This window comes from Mesorhizobium sp. M0088 (genome assembly GCF_040322895.1).
GTDB lineage: Bacteria > Pseudomonadota > Alphaproteobacteria > Rhizobiales > Rhizobiaceae > Mesorhizobium.
In genome coordinates this window covers 88,775-110,178 of record NZ_JAMYUI010000028.1, presented here as the reverse complement: position 1 = coordinate 110,178, position 21,404 = coordinate 88,775, and the positions used below count along the sequence as shown (strand labels likewise).

Annotated in this window: 20 protein-coding genes; 9 read left to right on the top strand and 11 right to left on the bottom strand. The window is 62.4% G+C overall.

Translation table 11 applies throughout. The annotated features are described in order from the left end of the window. Positions 1 to 192: 192 nt before the first annotated feature. Positions 193 to 990 (top strand): RlmE family RNA methyltransferase, encoded by a 798-nt coding sequence (locus NKJ67_RS28610; RefSeq protein ID WP_352584534.1) that lies wholly within the window; start codon positions 193 to 195, stop codon positions 988 to 990. Positions 991 to 1,060: 70 nt separating this feature from the next. Here the strand turns inward: NKJ67_RS28610 and NKJ67_RS28605 are convergent, their stop codons facing one another. Then, complete coding sequence (locus NKJ67_RS28605) at positions 1,061 to 2,482, bottom strand: MFS transporter (RefSeq protein WP_352584542.1); 1,422 nt, start codon at positions 2,480 to 2,482, stop codon at positions 1,061 to 1,063. A 307-nt stretch (positions 2,483 to 2,789) separates the two neighbouring features. Between NKJ67_RS28605 and guaB the strand changes: the two genes are divergently transcribed. The 3 genes from guaB to NKJ67_RS28590 are packed head-to-tail and all read left to right on the top strand — an operon-like array spanning position 2,790 to position 5,320. Beyond that, complete coding sequence (gene guaB, locus NKJ67_RS28600; protein ID WP_352584532.1) at positions 2,790 to 4,292, top strand: IMP dehydrogenase; 1,503 nt, start codon at positions 2,790 to 2,792, stop codon at positions 4,290 to 4,292. Next, the gene (locus NKJ67_RS28595; protein WP_352584530.1) at positions 4,243 to 4,866 is read left to right on the top strand and encodes a hypothetical protein; all 624 of its coding nucleotides are present in this window, start codon (positions 4,243 to 4,245) and stop codon (positions 4,864 to 4,866) included. The genes guaB and NKJ67_RS28595 overlap by 50 nt, the downstream gene beginning before the upstream one ends. Positions 4,867 to 4,900: 34 nt before the next feature. Next, positions 4,901 to 5,320 carry an MAPEG family protein gene (locus NKJ67_RS28590; RefSeq protein ID WP_352584528.1) on the top strand — a complete coding sequence of 140 codons (420 nt, stop codon included), beginning with the start codon at positions 4,901 to 4,903 and terminating at the stop codon, positions 5,318 to 5,320. Positions 5,321 to 5,375: 55 nt separating this feature from the next. Here NKJ67_RS28590 and rnd read toward each other — a convergent pair whose 3' ends face one another. The 3 genes from rnd to NKJ67_RS28575 all read right to left on the bottom strand — a co-directional run bounded on the left by rnd (position 5,376) and on the right by NKJ67_RS28575 (position 8,899). Next, positions 5,376 to 6,527 (bottom strand): ribonuclease D, encoded by a 1,152-nt coding sequence (gene rnd / locus NKJ67_RS28585; protein WP_352584526.1) that lies wholly within the window; start codon positions 6,525 to 6,527, stop codon positions 5,376 to 5,378. A 78-nt stretch (positions 6,528 to 6,605) separates the two neighbouring features. After that, a complete protein-coding gene (locus NKJ67_RS28580; protein WP_352584524.1) occupies positions 6,606 to 7,847 on the bottom strand; it encodes an MFS transporter in 1,242 nt (413 codons plus the stop codon). A gap of 134 nt (positions 7,848 to 7,981) precedes the next feature. Continuing rightward, positions 7,982 to 8,899 (bottom strand): DMT family transporter, encoded by a 918-nt coding sequence (locus tag NKJ67_RS28575; protein WP_352584522.1) that lies wholly within the window; start codon positions 8,897 to 8,899, stop codon positions 7,982 to 7,984. A gap of 91 nt (positions 8,900 to 8,990) precedes the next feature. On the opposite strand from NKJ67_RS28575, the gene NKJ67_RS28570 reads away from it, so the two are divergent. After that, positions 8,991 to 9,857 (top strand): LysR substrate-binding domain-containing protein, encoded by an 867-nt coding sequence (locus tag NKJ67_RS28570; RefSeq protein WP_352584520.1) that lies wholly within the window; start codon positions 8,991 to 8,993, stop codon positions 9,855 to 9,857. On the opposite strand, the gene NKJ67_RS28565 is transcribed toward NKJ67_RS28570, so the two are convergent. Together NKJ67_RS28565 and NKJ67_RS28560 are read right to left on the bottom strand one after the other, a co-directional pair. Beyond that, the gene (locus NKJ67_RS28565; protein WP_352584518.1) at positions 9,852 to 10,322 is read right to left on the bottom strand and encodes a hypothetical protein; all 471 of its coding nucleotides are present in this window, start codon (positions 10,320 to 10,322) and stop codon (positions 9,852 to 9,854) included. The genes NKJ67_RS28570 and NKJ67_RS28565 overlap by 6 nt on opposite strands. Before the next feature lie 27 nt (positions 10,323 to 10,349). After that, positions 10,350 to 10,718 (bottom strand): antibiotic biosynthesis monooxygenase family protein, encoded by a 369-nt coding sequence (locus tag NKJ67_RS28560; RefSeq protein ID WP_127271415.1) that lies wholly within the window; start codon positions 10,716 to 10,718, stop codon positions 10,350 to 10,352. A gap of 95 nt (positions 10,719 to 10,813) precedes the next feature. On the opposite strand from NKJ67_RS28560, the gene NKJ67_RS28555 reads away from it, so the two are divergent. Together NKJ67_RS28555 and aspS are read left to right on the top strand one after the other, a co-directional pair. Further along, complete coding sequence (locus NKJ67_RS28555) at positions 10,814 to 11,290, top strand: MarR family winged helix-turn-helix transcriptional regulator (protein WP_127271416.1); 477 nt, start codon at positions 10,814 to 10,816, stop codon at positions 11,288 to 11,290. A 214-nt stretch (positions 11,291 to 11,504) separates the two neighbouring features. Further along, the gene (aspS, locus tag NKJ67_RS28550; RefSeq protein WP_352584540.1) at positions 11,505 to 13,394 is read left to right on the top strand and encodes an aspartate--tRNA ligase; all 1,890 of its coding nucleotides are present in this window, start codon (positions 11,505 to 11,507) and stop codon (positions 13,392 to 13,394) included. Positions 13,395 to 13,628: 234 nt separating this feature from the next. Here aspS and NKJ67_RS28545 read toward each other — a convergent pair whose 3' ends face one another. Beyond that, on the bottom strand, positions 13,629 to 14,819 hold the full coding sequence (locus NKJ67_RS28545; RefSeq protein WP_352584515.1) for an aq_1923 C-terminal domain: 1,191 nt from the start codon (positions 14,817 to 14,819) through the stop codon (positions 13,629 to 13,631). Between the two features lie 103 nt (positions 14,820 to 14,922). Continuing rightward, positions 14,923 to 15,192: a hypothetical protein gene (locus NKJ67_RS28540; RefSeq protein ID WP_127258120.1), complete on the bottom strand. Its 270-nt coding sequence runs from the start codon at positions 15,190 to 15,192 to the stop codon at positions 14,923 to 14,925. Here NKJ67_RS28540 and parC point away from each other — a divergent pair. After that, on the top strand, positions 15,148 to 17,400 hold the full coding sequence (gene parC, locus NKJ67_RS28535) for a DNA topoisomerase IV subunit A (protein ID WP_352584513.1): 2,253 nt from the start codon (positions 15,148 to 15,150) through the stop codon (positions 17,398 to 17,400). The two genes, NKJ67_RS28540 and parC, sit on opposite strands and share 45 nt — an antisense overlap. 240 nt (positions 17,401 to 17,640) lie before the next feature. Beyond that, positions 17,641 to 18,855, top strand: coding sequence for an AI-2E family transporter (locus NKJ67_RS28530; protein ID WP_127267505.1), 1,215 nt, complete (start codon positions 17,641 to 17,643; stop codon positions 18,853 to 18,855). Positions 18,856 to 18,867: 12 nt separating this feature from the next. Here NKJ67_RS28530 and NKJ67_RS28525 read toward each other — a convergent pair whose 3' ends face one another. The 3 genes from NKJ67_RS28525 to NKJ67_RS28515 form a co-directional block, all read right to left on the bottom strand. Continuing rightward, positions 18,868 to 19,764 (bottom strand): DMT family transporter, encoded by an 897-nt coding sequence (locus NKJ67_RS28525; RefSeq protein WP_127267506.1) that lies wholly within the window; start codon positions 19,762 to 19,764, stop codon positions 18,868 to 18,870. A gap of 129 nt (positions 19,765 to 19,893) precedes the next feature. Then, complete coding sequence (locus NKJ67_RS28520; RefSeq protein WP_023810205.1) at positions 19,894 to 20,658, bottom strand: arginyltransferase; 765 nt, start codon at positions 20,656 to 20,658, stop codon at positions 19,894 to 19,896. 140 nt (positions 20,659 to 20,798) lie between these two features. Further along, complete coding sequence (locus NKJ67_RS28515) at positions 20,799 to 21,269, bottom strand: RDD family protein (protein ID WP_352584510.1); 471 nt, start codon at positions 21,267 to 21,269, stop codon at positions 20,799 to 20,801. Positions 21,270 to 21,404: the final 135 nt, after the last annotated feature.

Sequence of the window (21,404 nt, the reverse complement as noted above, 5' to 3'; positions counted from 1 at the left end):
CGCCAAGCCAAGGTCCGGGCGGCCGCCCGGACCTTGGCTCAATCGCTCTAATCCCACGAAATCTCTCTCGTGTAGATACAAGGTGGCTCGGCGAAGCCGAGACGGAGTGGGGGAAGCCGTTCACGAAACGCGCAGACGTCGAAAAACGAGCACAACTCGACGAGCGAGAAAACCCGGACCAGAAATCAGGCAATGACCAAGAAACCGGAAAAACCAGGATCCGCCAGCATTCGCGTGCTGAAGACGCGGATCAAGAAGAAGAGCGGGCTGAAGGAATCGTCGCGCCGCTGGCTGCAGCGCCACATCAACGATCCCTATGTCCAGCGCTCCAAGGCTGACGGCTATCGCTCGCGCGCGGCCTATAAGCTGATCGAGATCGACGACAAGCATCATCTCCTGAAACCCGGCATGAAGGTGATCGATCTCGGCGCCGCCCCCGGCGGCTGGTGCCAGGTCGCCGCCGCGCGGACGAAATCGACGGCCGACAAACCGCATGTCATCGGCATCGACTATCTCGAAATGGACGCCGTGCCCGGCGCGCCGGTGCTGCTGATGGATTTCCTCGATCCGGCAGCACCGCAAATGCTGGCCGAGGCGCTGGGGGGGGATCCCGATATCGTGTTGTCTGACATGGCAGCACCGACCACCGGCCACAAGCGGACCGACCATATCCGCACCATGCATCTGTGCGAGGTGGCCGCCGATTTCGCGCTGTCGGTGCTGAAGCCGGGCGGGCATTTCCTTGCCAAGACCTTCCAGGGCGGCGCCGAAAACGAGCTGCTCTCCATGCTCAAGAAGAACTTCCGCTCCGTCCATCACGTCAAGCCGCCGGCGTCGCGGGATGAATCGGTCGAGCTCTATTTGCTGGCCAAAGATTTTAAAGGGCGAGAGGCCGGTCCGCCGTCAGGCGGATCGGAACGTCCAGTGGACGTTCCGAAGGCCTCGAGCGCCCGGAGCCATAGCGAAGGGCCGGGGGACGCCGACGACTGACAGGGCACCGCCGGTCCGCCGTCAGGCGAATCGGGTCGTCCAGAAGGCGAGCCCGAAGCGTAGGCTGCCATCAGTTGCTAGGTGGGCTCACCGTTTCCAGCGTCTTGGGTGTGGTCAGCCGGCCGTGGCCGGAGACGGCGTTGCCGGCATCGGGCGCCAGCCGGATGAAGGATAGCGATGCCACCGCAGAGACCGCTGCAACGATGAAGAAGGCGGTGTGGAAATCGTCCAGCGACAGCGGGCCGCCATGGATTGACGTCGATACTTCCAGGATTCCGCCGGCCAGCGCCACGCCGAGCGCGACCGACAACTGCTGGAACACCGCTGTAATCGGCGTCGCCTTGCTGGTGTCTTCAGCCGAAACCTCGGCATAGGCGAGCGCATTGACGCCGGTGAAGAACATCGAGCGGATGAAGCCGCCGACGAGCAGCATGGCTAGCATCAGCAGATAGGGTGTATCGGGTGTGAACAGGCCGTAGATGGCGATTGAGGCCGCGGCGACCAGCGAACCGACAACCAGCACGCGGCGGAAGCCAGCGACGCGGAAGATCAGTGCGGTGACGAATTTCATGCCGATGGCGCCGATCGCCGAGACGAAGGTGATCATGCCGGACTGGAACGGCGTCAGCCCAAAGCCGATCTGGAACATCAGCGGCAGCAAGAAGGGCACGGCGCCGATGCCGATGCGAAACAGCGAGCCGCCAAGCACCGAAGAGCGGAACACCTGGTTGCGGAACAGTTCGAGCGCCAGCAGCGGGTTTTTGGCGCGCCGCGCGTGCAGCAGATAGAGCGCGCCCGATACGAGACCGACCGCTACGGTGGTGACACCGACGATTGGCGGCAAATATGGCAAGCTGACCACCGACAGGCCGAACACCACGCCGGATGCCGCCAGCCCGCTCAGCACGAAGCCGATGAAATCAAGTGGCGGGGTCTGCGCGGGTTCGGTCTCCGGCAGGAAACGCGTCGCCAACCAGATGCCGACCACGCCGATCGGCACATTGATCAGGAAGATCCAATGCCAGGTGAAGTAGGTGGTGATGAAGCCGCCGACTGGGGGCCCGACCAACGGCCCGACCAACGCCGGAACGGTCAGCCAGGACATCGCCGCGACGAGTTCGCTTTTCGGTGTCGCGCGCACCAGCACCAGCCGCCCGACGGGCGTCATCATGGCGCCGCCGATGCCTTGCAGGAAGCGCGACACCACGAAAGCCGGCAGCGAACCGGAGAGCGCGCAAGCGATCGAGCCGACGATGAAGACCGCGATCGCGGCGCGAAAGATATTCTTGGCGCCGAAACGGTCTGCCATCCAGCCGCTGATCGGAATGAAGATCGCCAGCGAGACCAGATAGGCAGTCAGCGCCAGCTTGAGCGCGATCGGGCTGGTGTGGATGTCGACGGCGATCGCCGGCAGCGATGTCGCGATGACCGTCGAATCCATGTTTTCCATGAAAAGGGCGACCGCCAGTATAAGCGGGATGGTGCGGTTCAAGGAACGCGTCCAGACTTGAATGTTGCGTTGCCGGTTGCAGTCGGCCTTGAGGCGGGCGGTTACCATGCCTTCGCCGGGATGTCGCATTAATTTGCTGTCACTTTTGTGCGACCGGCAACCACGGGTGGCATCCCTTCGCCGAAAAGTCACCTTTCCGGGAGCGTGAAATCATCGGCTTTTCATCGGCGCCGGGACGTGGTACCAGCCAGCGCCAATCCTGAAAGGGAAGAAACGAGTCGGCGCTGTCCATTCCGGTCCAGCGCTTTTTTGTATTCCCCCACCGCTTTTTATATTCAAGGGACTGGCCATGGCAAAAATCATCGAAACGTCCACCGGCGCATTGGCGCTGACCTTTGACGACGTGCTGCTGCAGCCGGGTCATTCCGAGGTCATGCCCGGCGAGACCGATGTCCGCACCCGCATCGCCGGCGACATCGACCTCAACGTACCGATCCTGTCGGCGGCGATGGACACCGTCACCGAGGCGCGGCTTGCCATCGCCATGGCCCAGGCCGGCGGCATTGGCGTCATCCACCGCAATTTCTCGCCGGCCGAACAGGCCGAGCAAGTGCGGCAGGTCAAGAAATTCGAATCCGGCATGGTGGTCAATCCCGTCACCATCGGCCCCGACGCGACGCTCGCCGACGCGCTGGGCCTGATGCGCAGCTATTCGATCTCGGGCATTCCGGTGGTCGAGAACGGCGGCAGCGGCGGCCACAAGATCGGCCGGCTGATCGGCATCCTGACCAATCGCGACGTGCGCTTTGCGTCCGATCCGGCGCAGAAGGTCCATGAATTGATGACCCGTGACAACCTGATCACGGTCAAGGAGAACGTCGACCAGGACGAGGCCAAGCGCCTCCTGCACCAGCACAGGATCGAAAAGCTGGTGGTCGTCGACAGGCAGGGCAATTGCGTCGGGCTGATCACGGTCAAGGACATCGAGAAGTCGCAGCTCAACCCGCACGCCACCAAGGACGCCCAGGGCCGCTTGCGCGCCGCCGCGGCCACCAGCGTCGGCGATGATGGCTATGAGCGCGCTGAACGTCTCATCGATGCCGGTGTCGACCTTCTGGTTATCGACACCGCGCATGGCCACTCACAACGCGTGCTCGACGCCGTCACGCGGGCGAAAAAACTATCCAACTCGGTCCGCATCCTGGCTGGCAACGTCGCCACCGCCGCGGGCACGCAGGCGCTGATCGACGCCGGCGCCGACGCCGTCAAGGTCGGCATCGGCCCGGGTTCCATCTGCACCACCCGCATCGTTGCCGGCGTTGGCGTGCCGCAGCTCTCGGCCATCATGTCGGCGGTCGAGACGGCGCACAAATCCGGCGTCTCGGTGATCGCCGATGGCGGCATCAAATATTCCGGCGATCTCGCCAAGGCGCTCGCCGCCGGCGCCAGTGCGGCCATGATCGGCTCGCTACTGGCCGGAACCGACGAAAGCCCGGGCGAGGTCTATCTGCACCAGGGCCGCTCCTTCAAGGCCTATCGCGGCATGGGCTCGGTCGGCGCCATGGCCCGCGGCTCCGCCGATCGCTACTTCCAGGCCGAGGTGCGCGACACGCTGAAACTGGTCCCGGAAGGCATCGAAGGGCAGGTTCCCTACAAAGGACCTGTGTCCGGCGTGCTGCACCAGCTTGCAGGCGGGCTGAAAGCCGCTATGGGTTATGTTGGTGGCCGTGATCTTGCCGATTTCCGCGAGCGCGCCACTTTTGTGCGCATATCCAATGCCGGACTTCGTGAAAGCCACGCCCATGACGTCACGATTACCCGCGAAAGCCCGAACTATCCCGGCGGAGCCTGACCAGTATGGGCTCGGGCGGAACCTGACAGCGACGATCCTGCGGCTGTCGCGCCACGCGGGCGCACTCTGTTTCCTGTCGGCGGTGGTTTTCATCGCCATGACGGCACTGGAATTCTTCTATTTCCGCCAGTTGAGCGGCGGCTTGCCGTCGCTCGACATGCGCATTTTAGGGTTTACGCCGGACGAAGGCATGGCCTGGCTGACAGCGCTCGGCCGGCGCGGCGGCGAGATCATTCTCGTCTGGCACTATCTGACCTTCGATCTGTTGTTCCCGGCGCTGCTGTCGGTCACGCTGGTCAGCCTCATCCTGGCCACCGGCCGGCGATTGAAGGCTTTCCGCGTGCTGCCGGCGCAGCTGCAGTCGATTTTCGCGTTGGTCCTGGTGCTTCCCTACACGCTTGCCGACTACGCCCAGAACATCGCGGTAGCGCGGCTTCTGTCCGATTTCCTGTCGGCGAACCCGGACTCGCTGTCTTTGGCTTCGGCGCTTACCGTCACCAAATTCGCGCTTTTCGCCATCCCGGTGATCGTCATTGCTGCCTTCTTGCTGGCAGGCCAGAAACGCCAGGCTTGATGCCGCAAAGGCCCGACCGGGCAGGGGACACTTCATGAACCAGACCGCGATTTTCTGGCCTGTTCTGGCGCATGTGCTGCTGATCTACATCGTCTACGGCGTCCTGGGCCGCCGCAGATACGGCGCAATCAGGTCAGGCGAGGCGAAGCCCGGTCAGTTCAAGGTGCGTTCGACCGAGCCGGCCTCCAGCCTCACCGTTGCCGCCAATCTCACCAACCAGTTCGAACTGCCGGTGCTGTTCTATGTGCTGTGCCTGACGCTGCACCTGACCAACGGCGTCAACTATCTGACCCTGGCGCTGATGTGGATTTTCGTCGCGTCGCGCTATTTCCATGCCTGGGTTCACCTGACCAGCAACAATCTGCTGCTGCGCAGCCGGTCATTCTTCGTCAGCGCGGTGATTCTCCTGCTGGGATGGATCTGGTTCGCGCTACACCTGCTCGCCGTGGTCTGAGCAGAGCACCTTTTCCTTCTCCCCTTGCGGGAGAAGGGAAGTCCGCGAAGGACACCTAAAGATCAAACACGGCGATCTTGCGCTTGTCGAATTTGATGCCGATCTCGCCGCGTACCAGCTTGAGCGCGGCCTCGCCGAACACCGCGCGCCGCCAGCCCTGCAGCGCTGGTACGTCGGCTTCCTCGCCCTCGGCGGCGATACGGTCGATGTCGTCGCTGGAGGCCAGCACCTTGGAGGCGACGCCTTCCTTTTCGGCGACGATCCGCAGCAGCACCTTCAACAGTTCCGCCGCGGCGCTCGAGCCCTCGGGCGGCTGGAAACTCTTCGGCAGTTTCGGCATCTCTTCCTTGGGCAAAGCAAGCGCGGTGTTGACCGCGCCAAGCAGCGCCGTTGCCGTCGAGGAGCGCTCCCAGCCCTTCGGCGTCGTGCGCAGCTTGCCAAGGGCTGCCGCGTCGCGCGGCGCCTGCTGCGCCACCTCGTAGATCGCGTCGTCCTTGAGTACGCGGCCGCGCGGCACGTCGCGTTCGCGCGCCTCGCGCTCGCGCCACGCCGCAACGCCCTGCACGATCGCCAGTTCCTGCGGTTTGCGCAGCCGCATCTTCAGCCGCTTCCAGGCATCCTCGGGATGCGGATCATAGGTTTCGCGTGAGGTCAGCACCCCCATCTCCTCGTTGAGCCAATGGGCGCGGTTTTCCCGCTCCAATTCGGCGCTGAGGTGCTGATAGACCTCGATGAGATGCGTGACGTCGGCCAGCGCGTAGTCGAGCTGCTTGTCGGAAAGCGGCCGATGGCGCCAGTCGGTGAAACGCGATGACTTGTCGAGCCGCGCACCGGTGATGCGCTGCACGAGCTGATCGTAGGAAACACTGTCGCCGAAGCCGCAGACCATCGCCGCCACTTGCGTGTCGAACACCGGATGCGGAACCAGATCGCCGAGGTGGACGATGATTTCGATATCCTGCCGCGCGGCGTGGAAGACTTTGACCACCGCCTCGTTGGCCATCAGCCTGAAGAACGGCTTCAGGTCGATATCGGGAGCCAGCGGATCGATCAACGCCGTCACGCCGGGTGCGGCCATCTGTATGAGGCACAGGATCGGCCAAAACGTCGTTTCTCGTATGAATTCGGTGTCGACGGTGACGAAATCCGACTTTTCGAAAGCGGCGAGAACGGTCTCGAGTTCTTTCTGGGTGGTGATGACGTGCATCAAATCGCTTTTGACAGGAGTAAGGTCTTCCTAGATTTCAGCCGCCGGGGCTTTCGTCAAGCTTTGGCACCGCCATCATCAGGTTCCCGGACCATCGGAATCGTCGGTTCTCCTGGCCAGCCGCGCGAAAACCGTCGAAGTGCGCAGAAGCGCGGTGAAGCGGCCGCGCCTGCCTGCCGGCACACCGGACCGGGCCTGCATGCGGTAAAGGATGACGGCGATGAAGATCGCATAGACCACCGCGCTGAATACAAACAGGGCGCCCGGTCCGAAATATTGCATCGCCGTCGAGGCGGCGAACGGGCCGCCAATGGCGCCGAAGGAATAGAACAGCATCAGCGCCGCATTGATCAGCACGAACTCGCCCGTGTCGGCGCGATCGTTCGAATGCGCCGCCGACAGCGAATAGAGCGGCATGGCGAAACAGCCGAAGATGAAGATGAGGATGAAGTTGAGCGCCGGATTGCTGCCGGCGATGAACACCAGCGCCAGCGCCGAAAGCATCGCGCAGCAGGTCGTGATCAAGAGCACGCGGCGCCGATCCCAGCGGTCGGAGAGGTAGCCAAGCGGATACTGGATGATGGCGCCGCCAAAGATGCCGACGCTGACGAAGGTGACGACATCGGCGACCGACATGCCGATCTGCTCGGCATAGACCGGCGACAGGGTGCGAAAGGCGCTGTTGGTGACGCCGACGGCGATGCAGCCGAAGCAGCCCAGCGGCGAAATCCGCCAGACGCGCGCCAGGTCGAGCTTGACCTCTTCGGGTGGTGCCGGGTTGGAGCGGTCGCCGAGCGACACCGGCACCAGCGACAAGGTGATCATCATCGACATGATGGCGAAGATGGCGAAACCGCCGGCGCCGAAGACCGGGATCAGGAACTGGGCTGATGTCACCGAACCGATGTCGACCATCCGGTAGATCGCCAGCACGCGTGCCCGGTCGTGATTGCCGACGCCGGAATTCAGCCAGCTTTCGACGATGGTGAACAGCCCGGCGAAGCAGAAGCCGCCAGCAAGGCGCACCGCGCACCACATCACCGGATCGATGACCAGCACCAGGAGCAAGGTGCCGACCGAGGCGATTGCCGCCAGCGCCGAAAATGCCCTGATATGGCCGACCGCCTTCATGATGCGGGTGATGGCCAGGCAGCCGAGCAGGAAGCCGGCGAAGTAGAAGGTGCCCATCAGGCCGATGTCGGAAGCCGAAAACCCTTCCTGCGCGCCGCGCAGCGCGATCAGCGTGCTCTGCAGCCCATTGCCGCCGAGCAAGATGCCGGCGGCGAGAAGAAGCGGGATCATCGGGCGGATGGAGGACATGAAGAGGCGATCACGTGTCGGTGATCCCTTCTTGGACCATCGCCCTGGCCAACGCCAGCAGCAATTCCCTGCGCCAACAGGGATGATCGCTGTATTCGCCTGGATTCGTTTCCCCCGTTTTGCTTGGTCAGCGCTCAGGGCTGCCTTCGACGTGACTGCCGATCGTCGGGCCACAGGCCAAGCCGCTCGGCTGCTCCCGTTGCGACGCCTATTCCTGCGAGGACTGCCATCAGCCCGACAATCAGGTTCGCGCTCACTTGTTCGCCCAAGAAGACAACACCGAAGATCGATGCCGTCACCGGATTCACCGCAACGGAGACGGCAACCAGTGTCGGCGGCGCGCGCTCGAGCGCGAATGCCCAAAGGAAGAAAATGAAGGCGCCGCAAATTATGGCCAGATAAGCGCTCGCGATCCACTGAGGTGCGCTGAGAGTGGCAAGTCGCGCGAAGCCTCCGCTCGAAACCACCAGGACCGATAGGCAGACCGCGCCCACGCCCATGCCAAACGCCACGAACGGGATTGGCGCGGTGCGGGATAGAAATGGTCTCGACCAGACGTTGTAGAGCGCCATGCAGAAAGCGGCCGCGACCATGAGAAGATCTCCGCGCCAGGCATCTGGGGGAGCAGTCGTCAGGCTCGTGCCGAGCGCTACGGCCACTCCTGCCATTGCGATCAGGACACCGACGATCTTGCGGATGGTCGGCGGCTCGATCTTCAGAACTGCCGCGGCAAGCATGGTGAGCAGAGGCAGTGTCGAAAGCGCAAGCGCACCTCGCGCGGCCGTCGTGTAGACAAGGGCTCCATTGAAGAGCACCGGAAACAGCCCGAAGAACAGAAGACCCAATGCGCCAGTGCCGAGCCAGTCGCTCTTCGGCGGCCACCTGTCTCGCCGCCAGAGAGCGACGGCGGCCAAAACCAGAAAGCCGCCGCCGAACCGGACGGCACCGATAGCCAGAGGATCGAGCGCGCCCGCGAGATATCGCGTTGCGCCAACGGCGGTGCCCCCAAAAGCGCTGGAGAGAATCGCGGCGAGCACTCCTGTGACTTCCATGGTTCCCGACCTTGCTGGCTCGGAACCGGGATATCGGGAAGGCGGGCCATAAGGAATCGAATAAGCTCAATGAGTTTGATAACATTCCCCTATGAGCATCCCGAATCTCGATCCGGACCTTCTGCGGGCCTTTGTCGTCGTTGCCGAGCGCCTCTCGTTCACGCGAGCCGCCGAGCAGCTCAATAGAACGCAGGCGGCCATCAGCTTGCAGGTGAAACGTCTTGAGGAGCGCATCGAGACCATCTTGTTCCGGCGCTCGACAGCCCGCGTTGAACTCACCGCCGCCGGGGAGGGCTTTCTGATCGATGCCCGCCGCATACTTGCTCTCAATGAGCAGGCGATTGCGCGTGTTTCCGGTCAGCAGGTGGCCGGACAGGTTCGCATCGGGGTCATGGAAGATTATGGCACCAAGATCCTGCCGCGCCTCCTTTCTGGCATCGCCGAGCGATTTCCGTTGGTGCAGGTCGAAATGGAGATTGGTCTTACCGCCCGGCTCCTGAAACGGCTTGGGTCCTCGTTCGACGCCGTCATCGCCATGCACCCGGAAGGTACGACCGAGGGAGATTTGATATGCCGCGAAAGGGCGATTTGGGCAGCGGCGGCGACGCGAGCCGTCGAGGAACTCGATCCGCTGCCCGTCGCTCTGTCGAGCCCCGATTGCCTGTTTCGTTCCTGGGCAATTGAGGCGCTCAACAAGGCAGGCCGGCCATGGCGATTGGCCTATGTCAGCCCGAGCCTCTCAGCCACGGAGGCAATTGTTGAACAGGGCCTGGCGGTCACGGTGGTCAAAGGCAGCATGCTTGCGCCTGGCCTGCGCGGCGTCCATCCAGGCCGCCATGTGCCGCCGCTGCCCGGGGCGGAGATTCGTCTTCACCGGGCGGAGACCTCTTCCGCCAACGCTTTACTGGTCGTCGATCACCTTTCCCATCGCCTCCGGCTGTCGGCGCTTGGCTCATAGAGGTGATGCTTTGACGGGCCGAGCGGGCCGACGGCGGAGCCGGCCTTTCATTTTGAACCCGTCGCGCATGTTGAGGCCGAGTAGCGTGATGTTCGTCGCGCCGGCGGCCAATTCGAGCGCCTGCACGGCGTAGAAGCTGGTGTCGAACTCGCTGGCTCTCGCCTTGGATGCGAGGAAGAGTGCGGAGGGGATGAGAACAAGGAGACCATTGGCGGCTATCCATGGCATGCGCTTGATCTTCGCGCCGATCAGCCCGGCCTGCCGGCCCTTGGCCGCCGCAAAGCCCGAACCTCCCGCCGCCGCCAGCGCTGGAACGAGCAATAGGAAGCTCCACGGTACGGCCATCTTGACGGCGGCTATCGCCACCTGGGAGGCAAACATCTCACTGAGGACCGTCGACAGCCAGAGGCTTGCGATCGTCAGCATCGCGACCGTACCGGCGACTGGATGAATGACCTTGATCATGGCTTTCCCACCGTTCTTGCAACCCGTCTACGCCAGGCAGATGCCCGGCACCGCCACCTTTTGGAACAGATGCGGAGAGGCGACGGCCGAGGACGGATAGGCCGAGAGCTTCGCCCTGAACTCGGGATGCGAGAACGCGGCCCGGAAGTCAGCCATCGTTTCCCATATGGCATAATTGAAATAGGCCGGACTTTCGCCGATTGCGCGGTGAAGCTGGGTCGAGATGAAGCCGGGCTGCTGCTTCATGAAGACCGCATCATCCTGCCATGCATGGAGGAAGGTCTGCTCGTCGGCCTTGTCGAGCGTGAAGACGTTGACCAGCACGACGGAGGTAGCATCGATCGCGATCTGGCGGTCGATCGGGAAAGCGGGGTTCAGTGGGCGCATGAGCGACATGATAAGCTCCGTTAATTGGTGTTATGGTGCCAATCTGTTACCTTGATTACATATCTATTTGACAACATAATGTCAATAGCAATATAGGATGTCATATGCCTGATGCCAAGCGAACACCTGCCGGCAATGCCTTGACCGATCTCATTCTCGACCTGTTCAGGCTCAACAGCCGAATGCTCACATCGGGTGACAGGCTGGTCGCCGACCTCGGTTTGACGAGCGCCCGCTGGCAGGTTCTCGGCGCTGTCGTGACCGCCGAACGCCCTCAGCCGGTCGCGTGGCTGGCGCGCGATCTGGGAGCCAGCCGCCAGAATGTCCAACGGATCGTCAACGACCTGCATAGGGAAGGGCTCGTCGCCTTCGAGGCCAACCCGCATCATCAGCGTGCACAGCTTGTCGTTTTGACTGACAAGGGAAGACAGACTTTCGATGCCGCGATGCATTTGCAGGCGCCCTGGATCGAAAACCTCGCGGATGGCCTGCTGGTCGAGGACATCAACACCACGCACAGGGTCATGACGGCGCTGCGGAAAAAACTGGAAGGCAACGATGAAGCTGAAGAGCAAGCCTGACGGTTGTGGCCCTGTGGCGGTTTCCTTCACAGGCTGAGCGCCGCGCTGATCCTCGCGCTGCCTCGCTCCGGCTACCGGGCGGCGAACACCATGGACACGGAAGTCCGCTTGCCTTGACAAATCCGGCCTCCCATGCGCTTTTCGCGCAAATTTTCAGGGCCGGGCCGCGATGCCTTGGCCGGCAACTAGAGCACCCCGGACTTTACCAATGACAATGCACCGTTACCGCAGCCATACCTGTGCCCAGTTGAGGAAGAGCGACGTCGGCTCGACCGTTCGCCTGTCGGGCTGGGTGCATCGCGTGCGCGATCATGGCGGCCTGCTCTTCATCGACCTGCGCGACAATTATGGCCTGACCCAGATCGTCGCCGATCCGGATTCTCCTGCCTTCAAGGTCGCCGAAACCGTGCGCGGCGAGTGGGTCATTCGGGTCGACGGCGAGGTCAAGGCGCGTTTGCCCGAGACCACCAACGCCAATCTGCCGACCGGCGAGATCGAGATCTTCGCCCGCGAGATCGAGGTGCTGTCGGCCGCCAAGGAATTGCCGCTGCCGGTGTTCGGCGAGCCTGACTATCCCGAGGATATCAGGCTGAAATACCGCTTCCTCGATCTGCGCCGCGAGACGCTGCACAAGAACATCATTGCGCGTACAAAAATCATCGCGGAAATGCGCAAGCGCATGGGCGAGGTCGGCTTCACCGAATTCTCGACGCCGATCCTCACCGCGTCGTCGCCCGAGGGCGCGCGCGACTTCCTGGTGCCGTCGCGTATCCATCCCGGCACCTTCTACGCGCTGCCGCAGGCGCCGCAGCAGTACAAGCAGCTGATCATGGTGTCGGGCTTCGACCGCTACTTCCAGATCGCGCCCTGCTTCCGCGACGAGGACCCGCGCGCCGATCGTCTCCCTGGTGAGTTCTACCAGCTCGACCTTGAAATGAGCTTCGTCGAGCAGGACGACGTGCTTTCGACCATGGAACCTGTCATGCGCGGGGTCTTCGAGACCTTCGCCAACGGCAAGCCGGTGACGCAGAATTTCCAGCGTATCCCCTATGATGTCGCCATGCGCAAATACGGTACCGACAAGCCGGACCTGCGCAACCCCATCGAGATGCAGGCCGTCTCCGATCATTTTCGCGATTCCGGCTTCAAGATATTCGCCAGCATCCTCGCCAACGACCCGAAAGCCGAGGTCTGGGCGATTCCCGCTCCCAAAGGTGGGAGCAGGGCGCTCTGTGATCGAATGAATGCTTGGGCCATCAGCGAGGGCCAGCCGGGACTTGGCTATATAATTTTTGGCAAGGAAGGTTTCGGCGACGGCCTCGTTATCCCGCATGATTTTCCAAGACTACAGAACGAGACCAAGGAACAATATGAGGAGCGATATGCGCGAACGACCGGAAAATGGTCCGATCGCATAATAGGCCGCGGTCCGCTTGCCAAAAACATCGGCGCGGAGCGCACCGAGGCTATCCGCCTGCAGTTCGGCCTAGTTGAAGGCGACGCGGCCTTCTTCGTCGCCGGCGATCCCAAGAAGTTCGTCTCTTTTGCCGGTGCGGCGCGCACCCGTGCTGGTGAGGAGCTGAACCTCATCAACCGCGATTGCTTCGAACTGTGCTGGATCGTCGACTTCCCGTTCTTCGAATGGAACGAGGAAGAGAAGAAGATCGACTTCGCCCACAATCCATTCTCGATGCCGCAAGGCGGCATCGACGCGCTGAACGGTGAGGATCTGCTCGGCATCAAGGCGTTCCAGTACGACATGGTCTGCAACGGTTTCGAGATCGCGAGCGGCGGCATCCGCAACCATCTGCCCGAAACCATGGTCAAGGCGTTCGAGACGGTCGGGCTGGACCGAGCCACGGTCGAGGAGCGCTTTGGCGGCCTCTACCGCGCCTTCCAGTATGGCGCGCCGCCGCATGGCGGCATGGCCGCCGGTGTCGACCGCGTCGTCATGCTGCTGCTCGGCGCCAAGAACCTGCGTGAGATCACCATGTTCCCGATGAACCAGCAGGCCTACGATCTGTTGATGAACGCACCGTCGGAAGCGAGCCCGCAGCAGCTTCGCGACCTGGCGCTGCGCGTTGCCGTGCCCAAGAAGGACTGACGGCGGCGTTGCAACTGCCCTTTCTCCCCGTCTCTATACGGGGAGAAATGTCCGGCAGGACAATGAGGGGCAGCGCGGATGCGGGCGATTGGCGAATAGCCATAGCAGCCAACGCCTTCTGACAGGCAATCGGTTCGGCATCGAATTGCAATTTGCAGGCGTCGGCGCTGCCCCTCATCCGCCTGCCGGCACCTTCTCCCCGTATAGTGACGGGGAGAAGGGAGCTACCTTCGATCAGTCTTCGTTGCCCTTGACGGTGACGCCGAGCGTCTTCGGTAGGTCGAGCGGGTTGGACATGGCGCCCGCCATGATCAGTGCGAACGGCACGGATGCTGGCGGCTCGGCCGAGATTTCGAGGCTCTTCGGATCATCGAGGAATTTGCTGACCGCAGCCGTAACCTGCGCCGTCAGTTCCGGATTGTTGAGCTGCGCCATGCCGAACGGCACGATCGCCTTGGCCTGGTTGGCGATGTCCTTGCCGGACATGCCTTGCTGCTTGCCGACATAGTCCAGAACCTTGTTGGTCAGCGAATCGTCGTCGAAGCGGATCGAGGCGCTGTTGAACGAAAGCTGCTGCAACAGGCCGAGCATGGCCATGCCTTGCGCCGAATTGTCGGCGCCTTCAGGCTGTGCCGCCATCTTCTTCTGCATTTCCTGCAGCGACTTGATAAAGTCCAGCGTGTAGCCGCCGAGATTGAAGGTCATGCCGAGCGTGCCGGCATTCTCGACCGAGATGTCGTATTTCGACAGTTCCATCTTGCCGTCCGTGGGCTGCCAGGTGCCGGCCATTTCGAGATTGCCCGCGATGTTCTGGTAGCCGAGCGCGTTGATGACTTCCTTGGACTTGGGATCGTCCACCAACGTCAGGTCGGCGTTGAATTTCTCCGTGGTGGCGGTGAATTCCATCGCCTTGCCGTCCGCCGGCGGCGTGATCTCGATGGCAAGTCCATCCATCGAGAAGGCGGTCTTGTCGGCGACCTTGACGGTCATGTTCGAGAGTTCGGCTGACTTGTACATCATCAGCGAGCCGAGCGGGCCGGTGGCGCCGTCGGCCGGAACTGTCATGTCATGAATGACGAAGGGGCTGAGGTCGAGGGTGACGCCGTCCTTGCTGTGTGTGAAGGCAGCCGTCGATACGGTGGCGATGTCATAGCCGCCATTTGCCTCGGTCACACCTTCGAGGTTGACGTCGCCGATGGGAAGCGCTTCCTTCTCCGCCGCCGGTTTGATGGCAACGCCCTGCAGCACCATGCTGGTGTTGTCGCCGGTCACGCCGGTCCAGGTGATGTCGACACCTTGTGCGACAAGCGCGGCCTTCAGCCGGTCGGCCACTGCCGTATCCTGTGCGAGGGCCGCATTCAGCGGCAGCGTGAGCAAGAAGGTCGAAAGGGCCAATTTCCTAAGAGTTGAGCGTTTGATTGTCATCGCAAGGTCCCTGAGAGTGTCCTGAAATTGTTTTTTCAATTATTTGCGCCATCACCATTCCGTGACGAACTGGACCGGAAAAAGGCGTGTCCCGGCACATTGGTCAAAAATCGCGATGAAAGGCAAACCCGATCCCACCGTCTTTGCGCAAACCGGTGAATTTGTCATGAAGAGCCGATAGCCGGATATCGTCGCGCTTGGCCATAGAACCCGCATGTAACAGGCTGATGTTGGCCGACATCCCCCGGGGTGCGGTTTCGTGTTGCAGAAGGGCCGGTATCTCTGTCGGGCTCTTGCCGCGAATCACCCGCTCAGCTAGTCCGAGCCCATGGGAAAAAGGCTTTTGCCGCCTGAAAATGGCGGTGGCGATCATATCGAACCGGTCGATCTGAAGAAGGCGCTGGAAGAGCGCTATCTGGCCTATGCGCTGTCGACCATCATGCACCGGGCACTGCCCGATGTGCGCGACGGACTGAAGCCGGTCCATCGCCGCATCATGCACGCCATGCGTCTGCTGCGGCTTAACCCCGACCAGGGCTTTGCCAAATGCGCCCGCATCGTCGGCGAGGTGATGGGCAAGTTCCACCCGCATGGCGACCAGTCGATCTATGACGCGCTGGTGCGGTTGGCGCAGGATTTTTCGATGCGCTATCCCCTGGTCGACGGGCAGGGCAATTTCGGCAACATCGACGGTGATAACGCCGCCGCCATGCGCTACACCGAAGCGCGCATGACCGATGTGGCGACCGAACTGTTGTCCGGCATCACCGAGGATGCCGTCGATTATCGGCCGACCTACAATGAAGAAGACGAGGAGCCGGTGGTTTTGCCCGGCGCCTTTCCGAATCTGCTGGCCAACGGCTCGTCCGGCATCGCGGTGGGCATGGCGACATCGATCCCCCCCCACAACGCCGCCGAGCTTTGCGATGCCGCACTTCACCTGATCGAAGACCGGGACGCGCCGGTGGCGAAGCTGATGGAGTTTGTCCAGGGGCCGGATTTTCCGACCGGCGGCATCATCGTCGACAGCCGCGCCTCGATCCTCGAAGCCTATCAAACCGGCCGCGGTGGCTTTCGCGTGCGCTCGAAGTGGTTCCAGGAGGACCAGGGCAGGGGCACCTGGAGCATCGTCGTCACCGAAATCCCCTACGGCGTGCAGAAGGCGCGGCTGATCGAGAAGATCGCCGAACTGCTGATGGCACGCAAGCTGCCGCTGCTCGAGGACATCAGGGACGAAAGCGCCGAGGACGTCCGCGTCGTGCTGGTGCCGAAGAGCCGTTCGGTCGATCCCGGCATCTTGATGGAATCGTTGTTCAAGCTGACCGAGCTCGAAAGCCGCTTCCCGCTCAACATGAACGTCCTGTCGCGCGGCAAGGTGCCCAACGTGCTGTCGCTGAAGGGCGTACTGCAGGAGTGGCTCGAGCATCGCCGCGAGGTTTTGATCCGCCGCTCGAAACATCGGCTTGGCGAGATCGAACGACGGCTGGAGATACTTGCCGGCTACCTGATCGCCTACCTCAACATCGACGAGGTGATCAGGATCATCCGCGAGGAGGATGAGCCAAAGCAGGTGATGATGGCCCGCTGGTCGCTCACCGACACCCAGGCCGAAGCCATCCTCAATATGCGGCTGCGCGCTCTGCGCAAGCTTGAAGAATTCGAGATCCGCAAGGAATTCGACGGCCTGAGCGCCGAGAAAAAGCAGATCGAGGCACTGCTTGCTTCGAACGAGAAGCAGTGGGCGACGATCAAATGGGAAGTCACCAACATCCGCGACAAGTTCGGCCCGGAGACCGAACTCGGCAAGCGCCGCACCCAGTTCGCCGACGCGCCCGAGCATGATCTGACCGACATCGCACATGCCATGATCGAGCGCGAGCCGGTCACGGTCGTCGTGTCGGAAAAGGGCTGGCTGCGGGCGATGAAGGGGCATCTGGCCGATCTCTCGACGCTGACCTTCAAGGAGGGCGACAGCCTCAAGCTCGCCTTCCATGCCCAGACCACCGACAAGGTTCTGGTCTTCACCACCGGCGGCAAGTTCTACACCATCGGCGCCGACCGGCTGCCTGGCGGGCGCGGCCATGGCGAGCCGATCCGCATCATCGTCGATATGGACAATGACCAGGACATCGTCACCGCCTTCGTTCACGATCCGAAGCGCAAGCTGCTGCTGGCCTCGCACGACGCCAACGGTTTCATCGTGCCGGAGGAGGAAGTCGTCGCCAACACCCGCAAGGGCAAGCAGGTGATGAACGTCAAGGCGCCGGACGAAGCCAAGCGCTGCATCCCGGTCACCGGCGACCATCTCGCCATCGTCGGCGAGAATCGCAAGATGCTGGTGTTCGCGCTCGCCGAGATTCCGGAGATGGGCCGCGGCAAGGGCGTGCGGCTGCAGAAATACAAGGATGGCGGCCTTCTCGATCTCAAACCGTTCACGCTGGAGACCGGCCTCTCCTGGCAGGATTCGGCCGACCGCACCTTCACAAGGTCGCGCGAGGAACTGGCCGAGTGGATCGGTGCCCGCGCGTCGGCCGGACGGATGGTGCCGAAGGGATTCCCGAGGACGGGGAAATTTGGGTAGCGCTGCTAATCTCCCCCCTTGAGGGGGAGATGTCGCCAAAGGCGACAGAGGGGGTCGGCACGACTGGACGCGACTTCCTTCGCCGGCAGAGGAGGTTAGCGCTTCACGCGCGGCGACCCCCTCTGGCCTGCCGGCCATCTCCCCCTCGAGGGGGGAGATCCCCAATCATTTGGACTATCGTCACGATTGCTGCACTATATCAGTGCATAGACAGGAGGGGTGTTTGGGAGAGCCAGGCGTTTGAAGGAAGCAAAAATCCAGAAACCGGAACGGCAGCAACGCCTGTTCGGCCTGTCGACGCCGCTCAGGTCCGCCGTCATCCCGCCGCTGTCGGCGGCGCGCTGGCTGCTGGTGCTGATCGTCGCCGCCGGCGTTTATTTCTTCCACGGCTTCCTGTTTCCGGTGCTGGCGGCGCTCGTCATCGCTTTCGCAAGCTGGCCGCTTTACCGCCGCCTGCTTGTCGCGGTCAGTGGCAACCGCACCATCGCCGCGACCTTAGCCATCCTCTTTATCTTAGCCTTCCTGGTGATCCCGATCGCGCTCGCCGGCACCTATGCGATCAACGAGGTCCGCGAATGGGTCGCCTGGGCGATCGAGACCAACCGTCATGGCGCGGTGACACCGCACTGGATCGCCACCATGCCTGTCGTGGGCGAGTGGCTGAACCAGCAGTGGACGACCAATTTCGGCCATCCCGGCGGCATTGGTGAACTGATCCAGCTGGTCAGCGGCGCTAACATCGGCAGCATCTATCGCGGTGTGCTGGCCGCCGGCGGCAGCGCTTTCGGCTTGCTCCTGACATTGTTGTTCATGATGATCGCGTTGTTCTTCGCCTATCGCGACGGCGAGCATTTTGCCGGCCAGGTCGACCGTCTCGGCGAACGCATCCTGCCGACCAGATGGGAACGGATTTCGCGCGTCGTGCCCGCGACGATCTCGTCGACCGTGACCGGCATGACCGTGATCGCCATCGGCGAAGGCCTGGTGCTGGGCATCGCCTACTGGCTGGCCGGCGTGCCGTCGCCGGTCACGCTTGGCGCCTTGACCGGCGTCATGGCGCTGATCCCTGGCGGTGCGCCACTGTCGTTCACGCTGGTCTCGATCTATCTGGCCGCCAGCGGCTCGCCGATGGCCGGGCTGGCACTGTTCCTCTGGGGTGCGGTCGAACTGTTCATCGTCGACAAGACACTGCGCCCGAAGCTCGTCGGCGGGCCGATAAAACTGCCCTTCCTGCCGACGTTTTTCGGCCTGATCGGCGGCGTCAAGACCATGGGGTTTCTCGGTCTGTTCATCGGCCCGGTGCTGATGGCCCTGCTGGTCGCGATCTGGCGCGAATGGCTTCGCGAGGTGGAAATGGCCGATGAAGTCGTCCCGGGCTCGCCAGCCGAAATCGAAGCCGGTCCGCAAATCGAGGTCCTGCCGGAACCCGACGTGGCGAAGAAGGCCAGCGCCTGATCTCAACGCGCCTTAGACCGGATGTTGCACCGCAAGGTCGCCACGCCGCTTGCGTCCCTCGTGAAGCTGCCACAGCGAATGCGCGATCAGCGTGACGATCAGGATCGCGCCGCCGATCAGGCTGTTGCGCGTCGGTGTTTCGGCAAAGATCATCCACACCCAGACCGGCGCCAGCACGGTTTCGAGCAGGTAGAACATCGCCACTTCAGGGCCCGAAATGTATTTCGGCCCGGCGGCAAGGCAGAAGAACGCTATCGGCATGACGACGGCGCCGTTGAGGATGATCCACCAGGGCGCCTCCACCTGAAAGCCGGTGTTGGAGACCATGAACGCCGCCAGCCCGAAGGGCAGGACGACGCCGATCAGTGAGGTAAAGCCCATATCCTTGCCGCTGGCGCGCGAGATGGTGATGGCGCAGGCGATCAGGAAGGCCGAACACAACGCCATCAGGTCGCCGAACAGATGTCCGGTGCCAACGGAATCGCCGACGATGATGACGACGCCGACAATCATCATGGCCAATGCCGCAAGGGTCAGCGGCCGCGGCCGCTCCTTCAGGAACACCCATGAAAGCAGCGCGGCGAACATGGTTGTGAAGGCCAGGATGAACACCAGGTTGGCGGTCGAGGTGTTATAGACGCCTGTGATGAACGCAATCGCGCCGAGCCCGTAGATCGCGGCAACGATCAGGCCCGACCAGCCAGGTATCAGCTGCGGCGCATTCTTGCTGAACGAGCGCCAGATGGTCCACATGATCAGTGCCGCGGCCAAGGTGCAGCCGGTGCGCAGCAGCAAGATTGTCCACGCCTCGCCGTGGGCGAGCCGGATCAGCGGGATGTCCACGGTCAGCGTCAACCCGCCAAATGCGGTGAGCAGAAGTCCTTTGGTGTGAGTATCGTGAGACGACATGCAGCGACTTTCACAATGAATTCGGGAGAGGATGGCGGACCGGCGCAATCGCACGCTCTCCGCCAACCAGCGGAAAGACCAGCATCGTCTCGATTGAAAAATGTTAAGCCCGGACTTGGGAAAGACTAATCAGCGCGCGACCGCTTCGTTGGTGTAGCGCTCCCAGCCCTTCGGGCCGAGATGCTCCTGCGGCATGAAGCGCATCTTATAATTCATCTTGCGCGAACCGTTGACCCAGTAGCCGAGATAGACATGGGGCAGGCCCATCGCCCTGGCGCGGGCGATGTGGTCGAGGATCATGAACGTGCCGAGCGACCGTTCCTCGAAATCGGGATTGAAGTAGGAATAGACCATCGACAGGCCGTCGGCCATCTTGTCGGTGAGCGCCACCGCGATCAGCTCGCCCTGTCCTTTGCCGGTGATGAACGTGTCTGGTCCACGCCGCCGATACTCGATCACCTTGGTGTCGACATGGGTATCCTCGACCATCATCGCATAGTCGAGCACCGTCATGTCGGACATGCCGCCACGGCGGTGGCGGGCATCGAGATAGCTGCGGAACAGGGAATATTGTTCGGTCGAAGGCTCGGCATTGTGCATGTGGCCGACGAGGTCGGAATTGTGCTGCAGCACGCGCTTCATATTGCGGCTGGCGACGAATTCCTGGGCGAGGATGCGTACCGAAACGCAGGCGCGGCAGGTCTCGCAGGCCGGCCTGTAGGCGATGTTCTGCGAACGCCGGAAGCCGCCTTGCGTCAAGAGGTCGTTCATCTCCGCCGCCTTGTCGCCAACCAGGTGCGTGAACACCTTGCGCTCGAACTGGCCGTCGAGATAGGGGCACGGCGACGGCGCGGTCAGGAAGAACTGCGGCGACTGGGTCGGATGCTGCGTCATCGAGCCTTGGAAACACTCCTTCGAATCGCTCTACCTTTGGCGCGGATGGCGAAAAATTCAACAGGATTATGTGGGCGTGGTCGACTCGACGCCTTCACATTTGTGCTCAATCGGTTGCGACTGCTCTTCAGAGGGCCGTTTCAGCGGTCCGTGCGGCTGACGACCGTGCCAAGCAGAAGATCGTGCAAGGTGCGCTTGCGGTCGGAGAACAGCGTCACCAGCAGGACGAGCGGCGACAGGATGACGTTGCCGGCCCAGAACAGCACCGAATGGACGACCGCGGTGAGGCCGTCGATCGGCCTGCCGTCGAGCCGGTCGAGCCGGATGCCCATCATCTTCATGCCCGTGGTGGCCTGGTCGGTGCTGCCCAGCGTGTTCCAGATGTAGAGGATGGCCACAGTCGGTACCAGGACGCCGAACAGCATCCAGCCAAGACCGAGGGTCAAAAGCCCAAGGAAGAACACCAGAATGGCAAACGGGATGGTGAGCAGCGCCACGATGACATAGTCGATCACGAAGGCCAGGATGCGCTTCGTGCGTACGCCGTCATAGGCCCTGACATCGTCGAGCCTGCTGGTGATGATTTCGCCGTCGAGAACGCGCGCGTTCATGTCATTTCCTCGTAACAAGGTCCGACATAGGGTGCGGACCGCTCAGCCATGAAATGGTGAAGGCCTGTGGCGGAATCAAGATCGGGCTTCTTGCGGTGCGCCGGCCTTCAAGGCGCCAGGCGCAATCTGAACCGG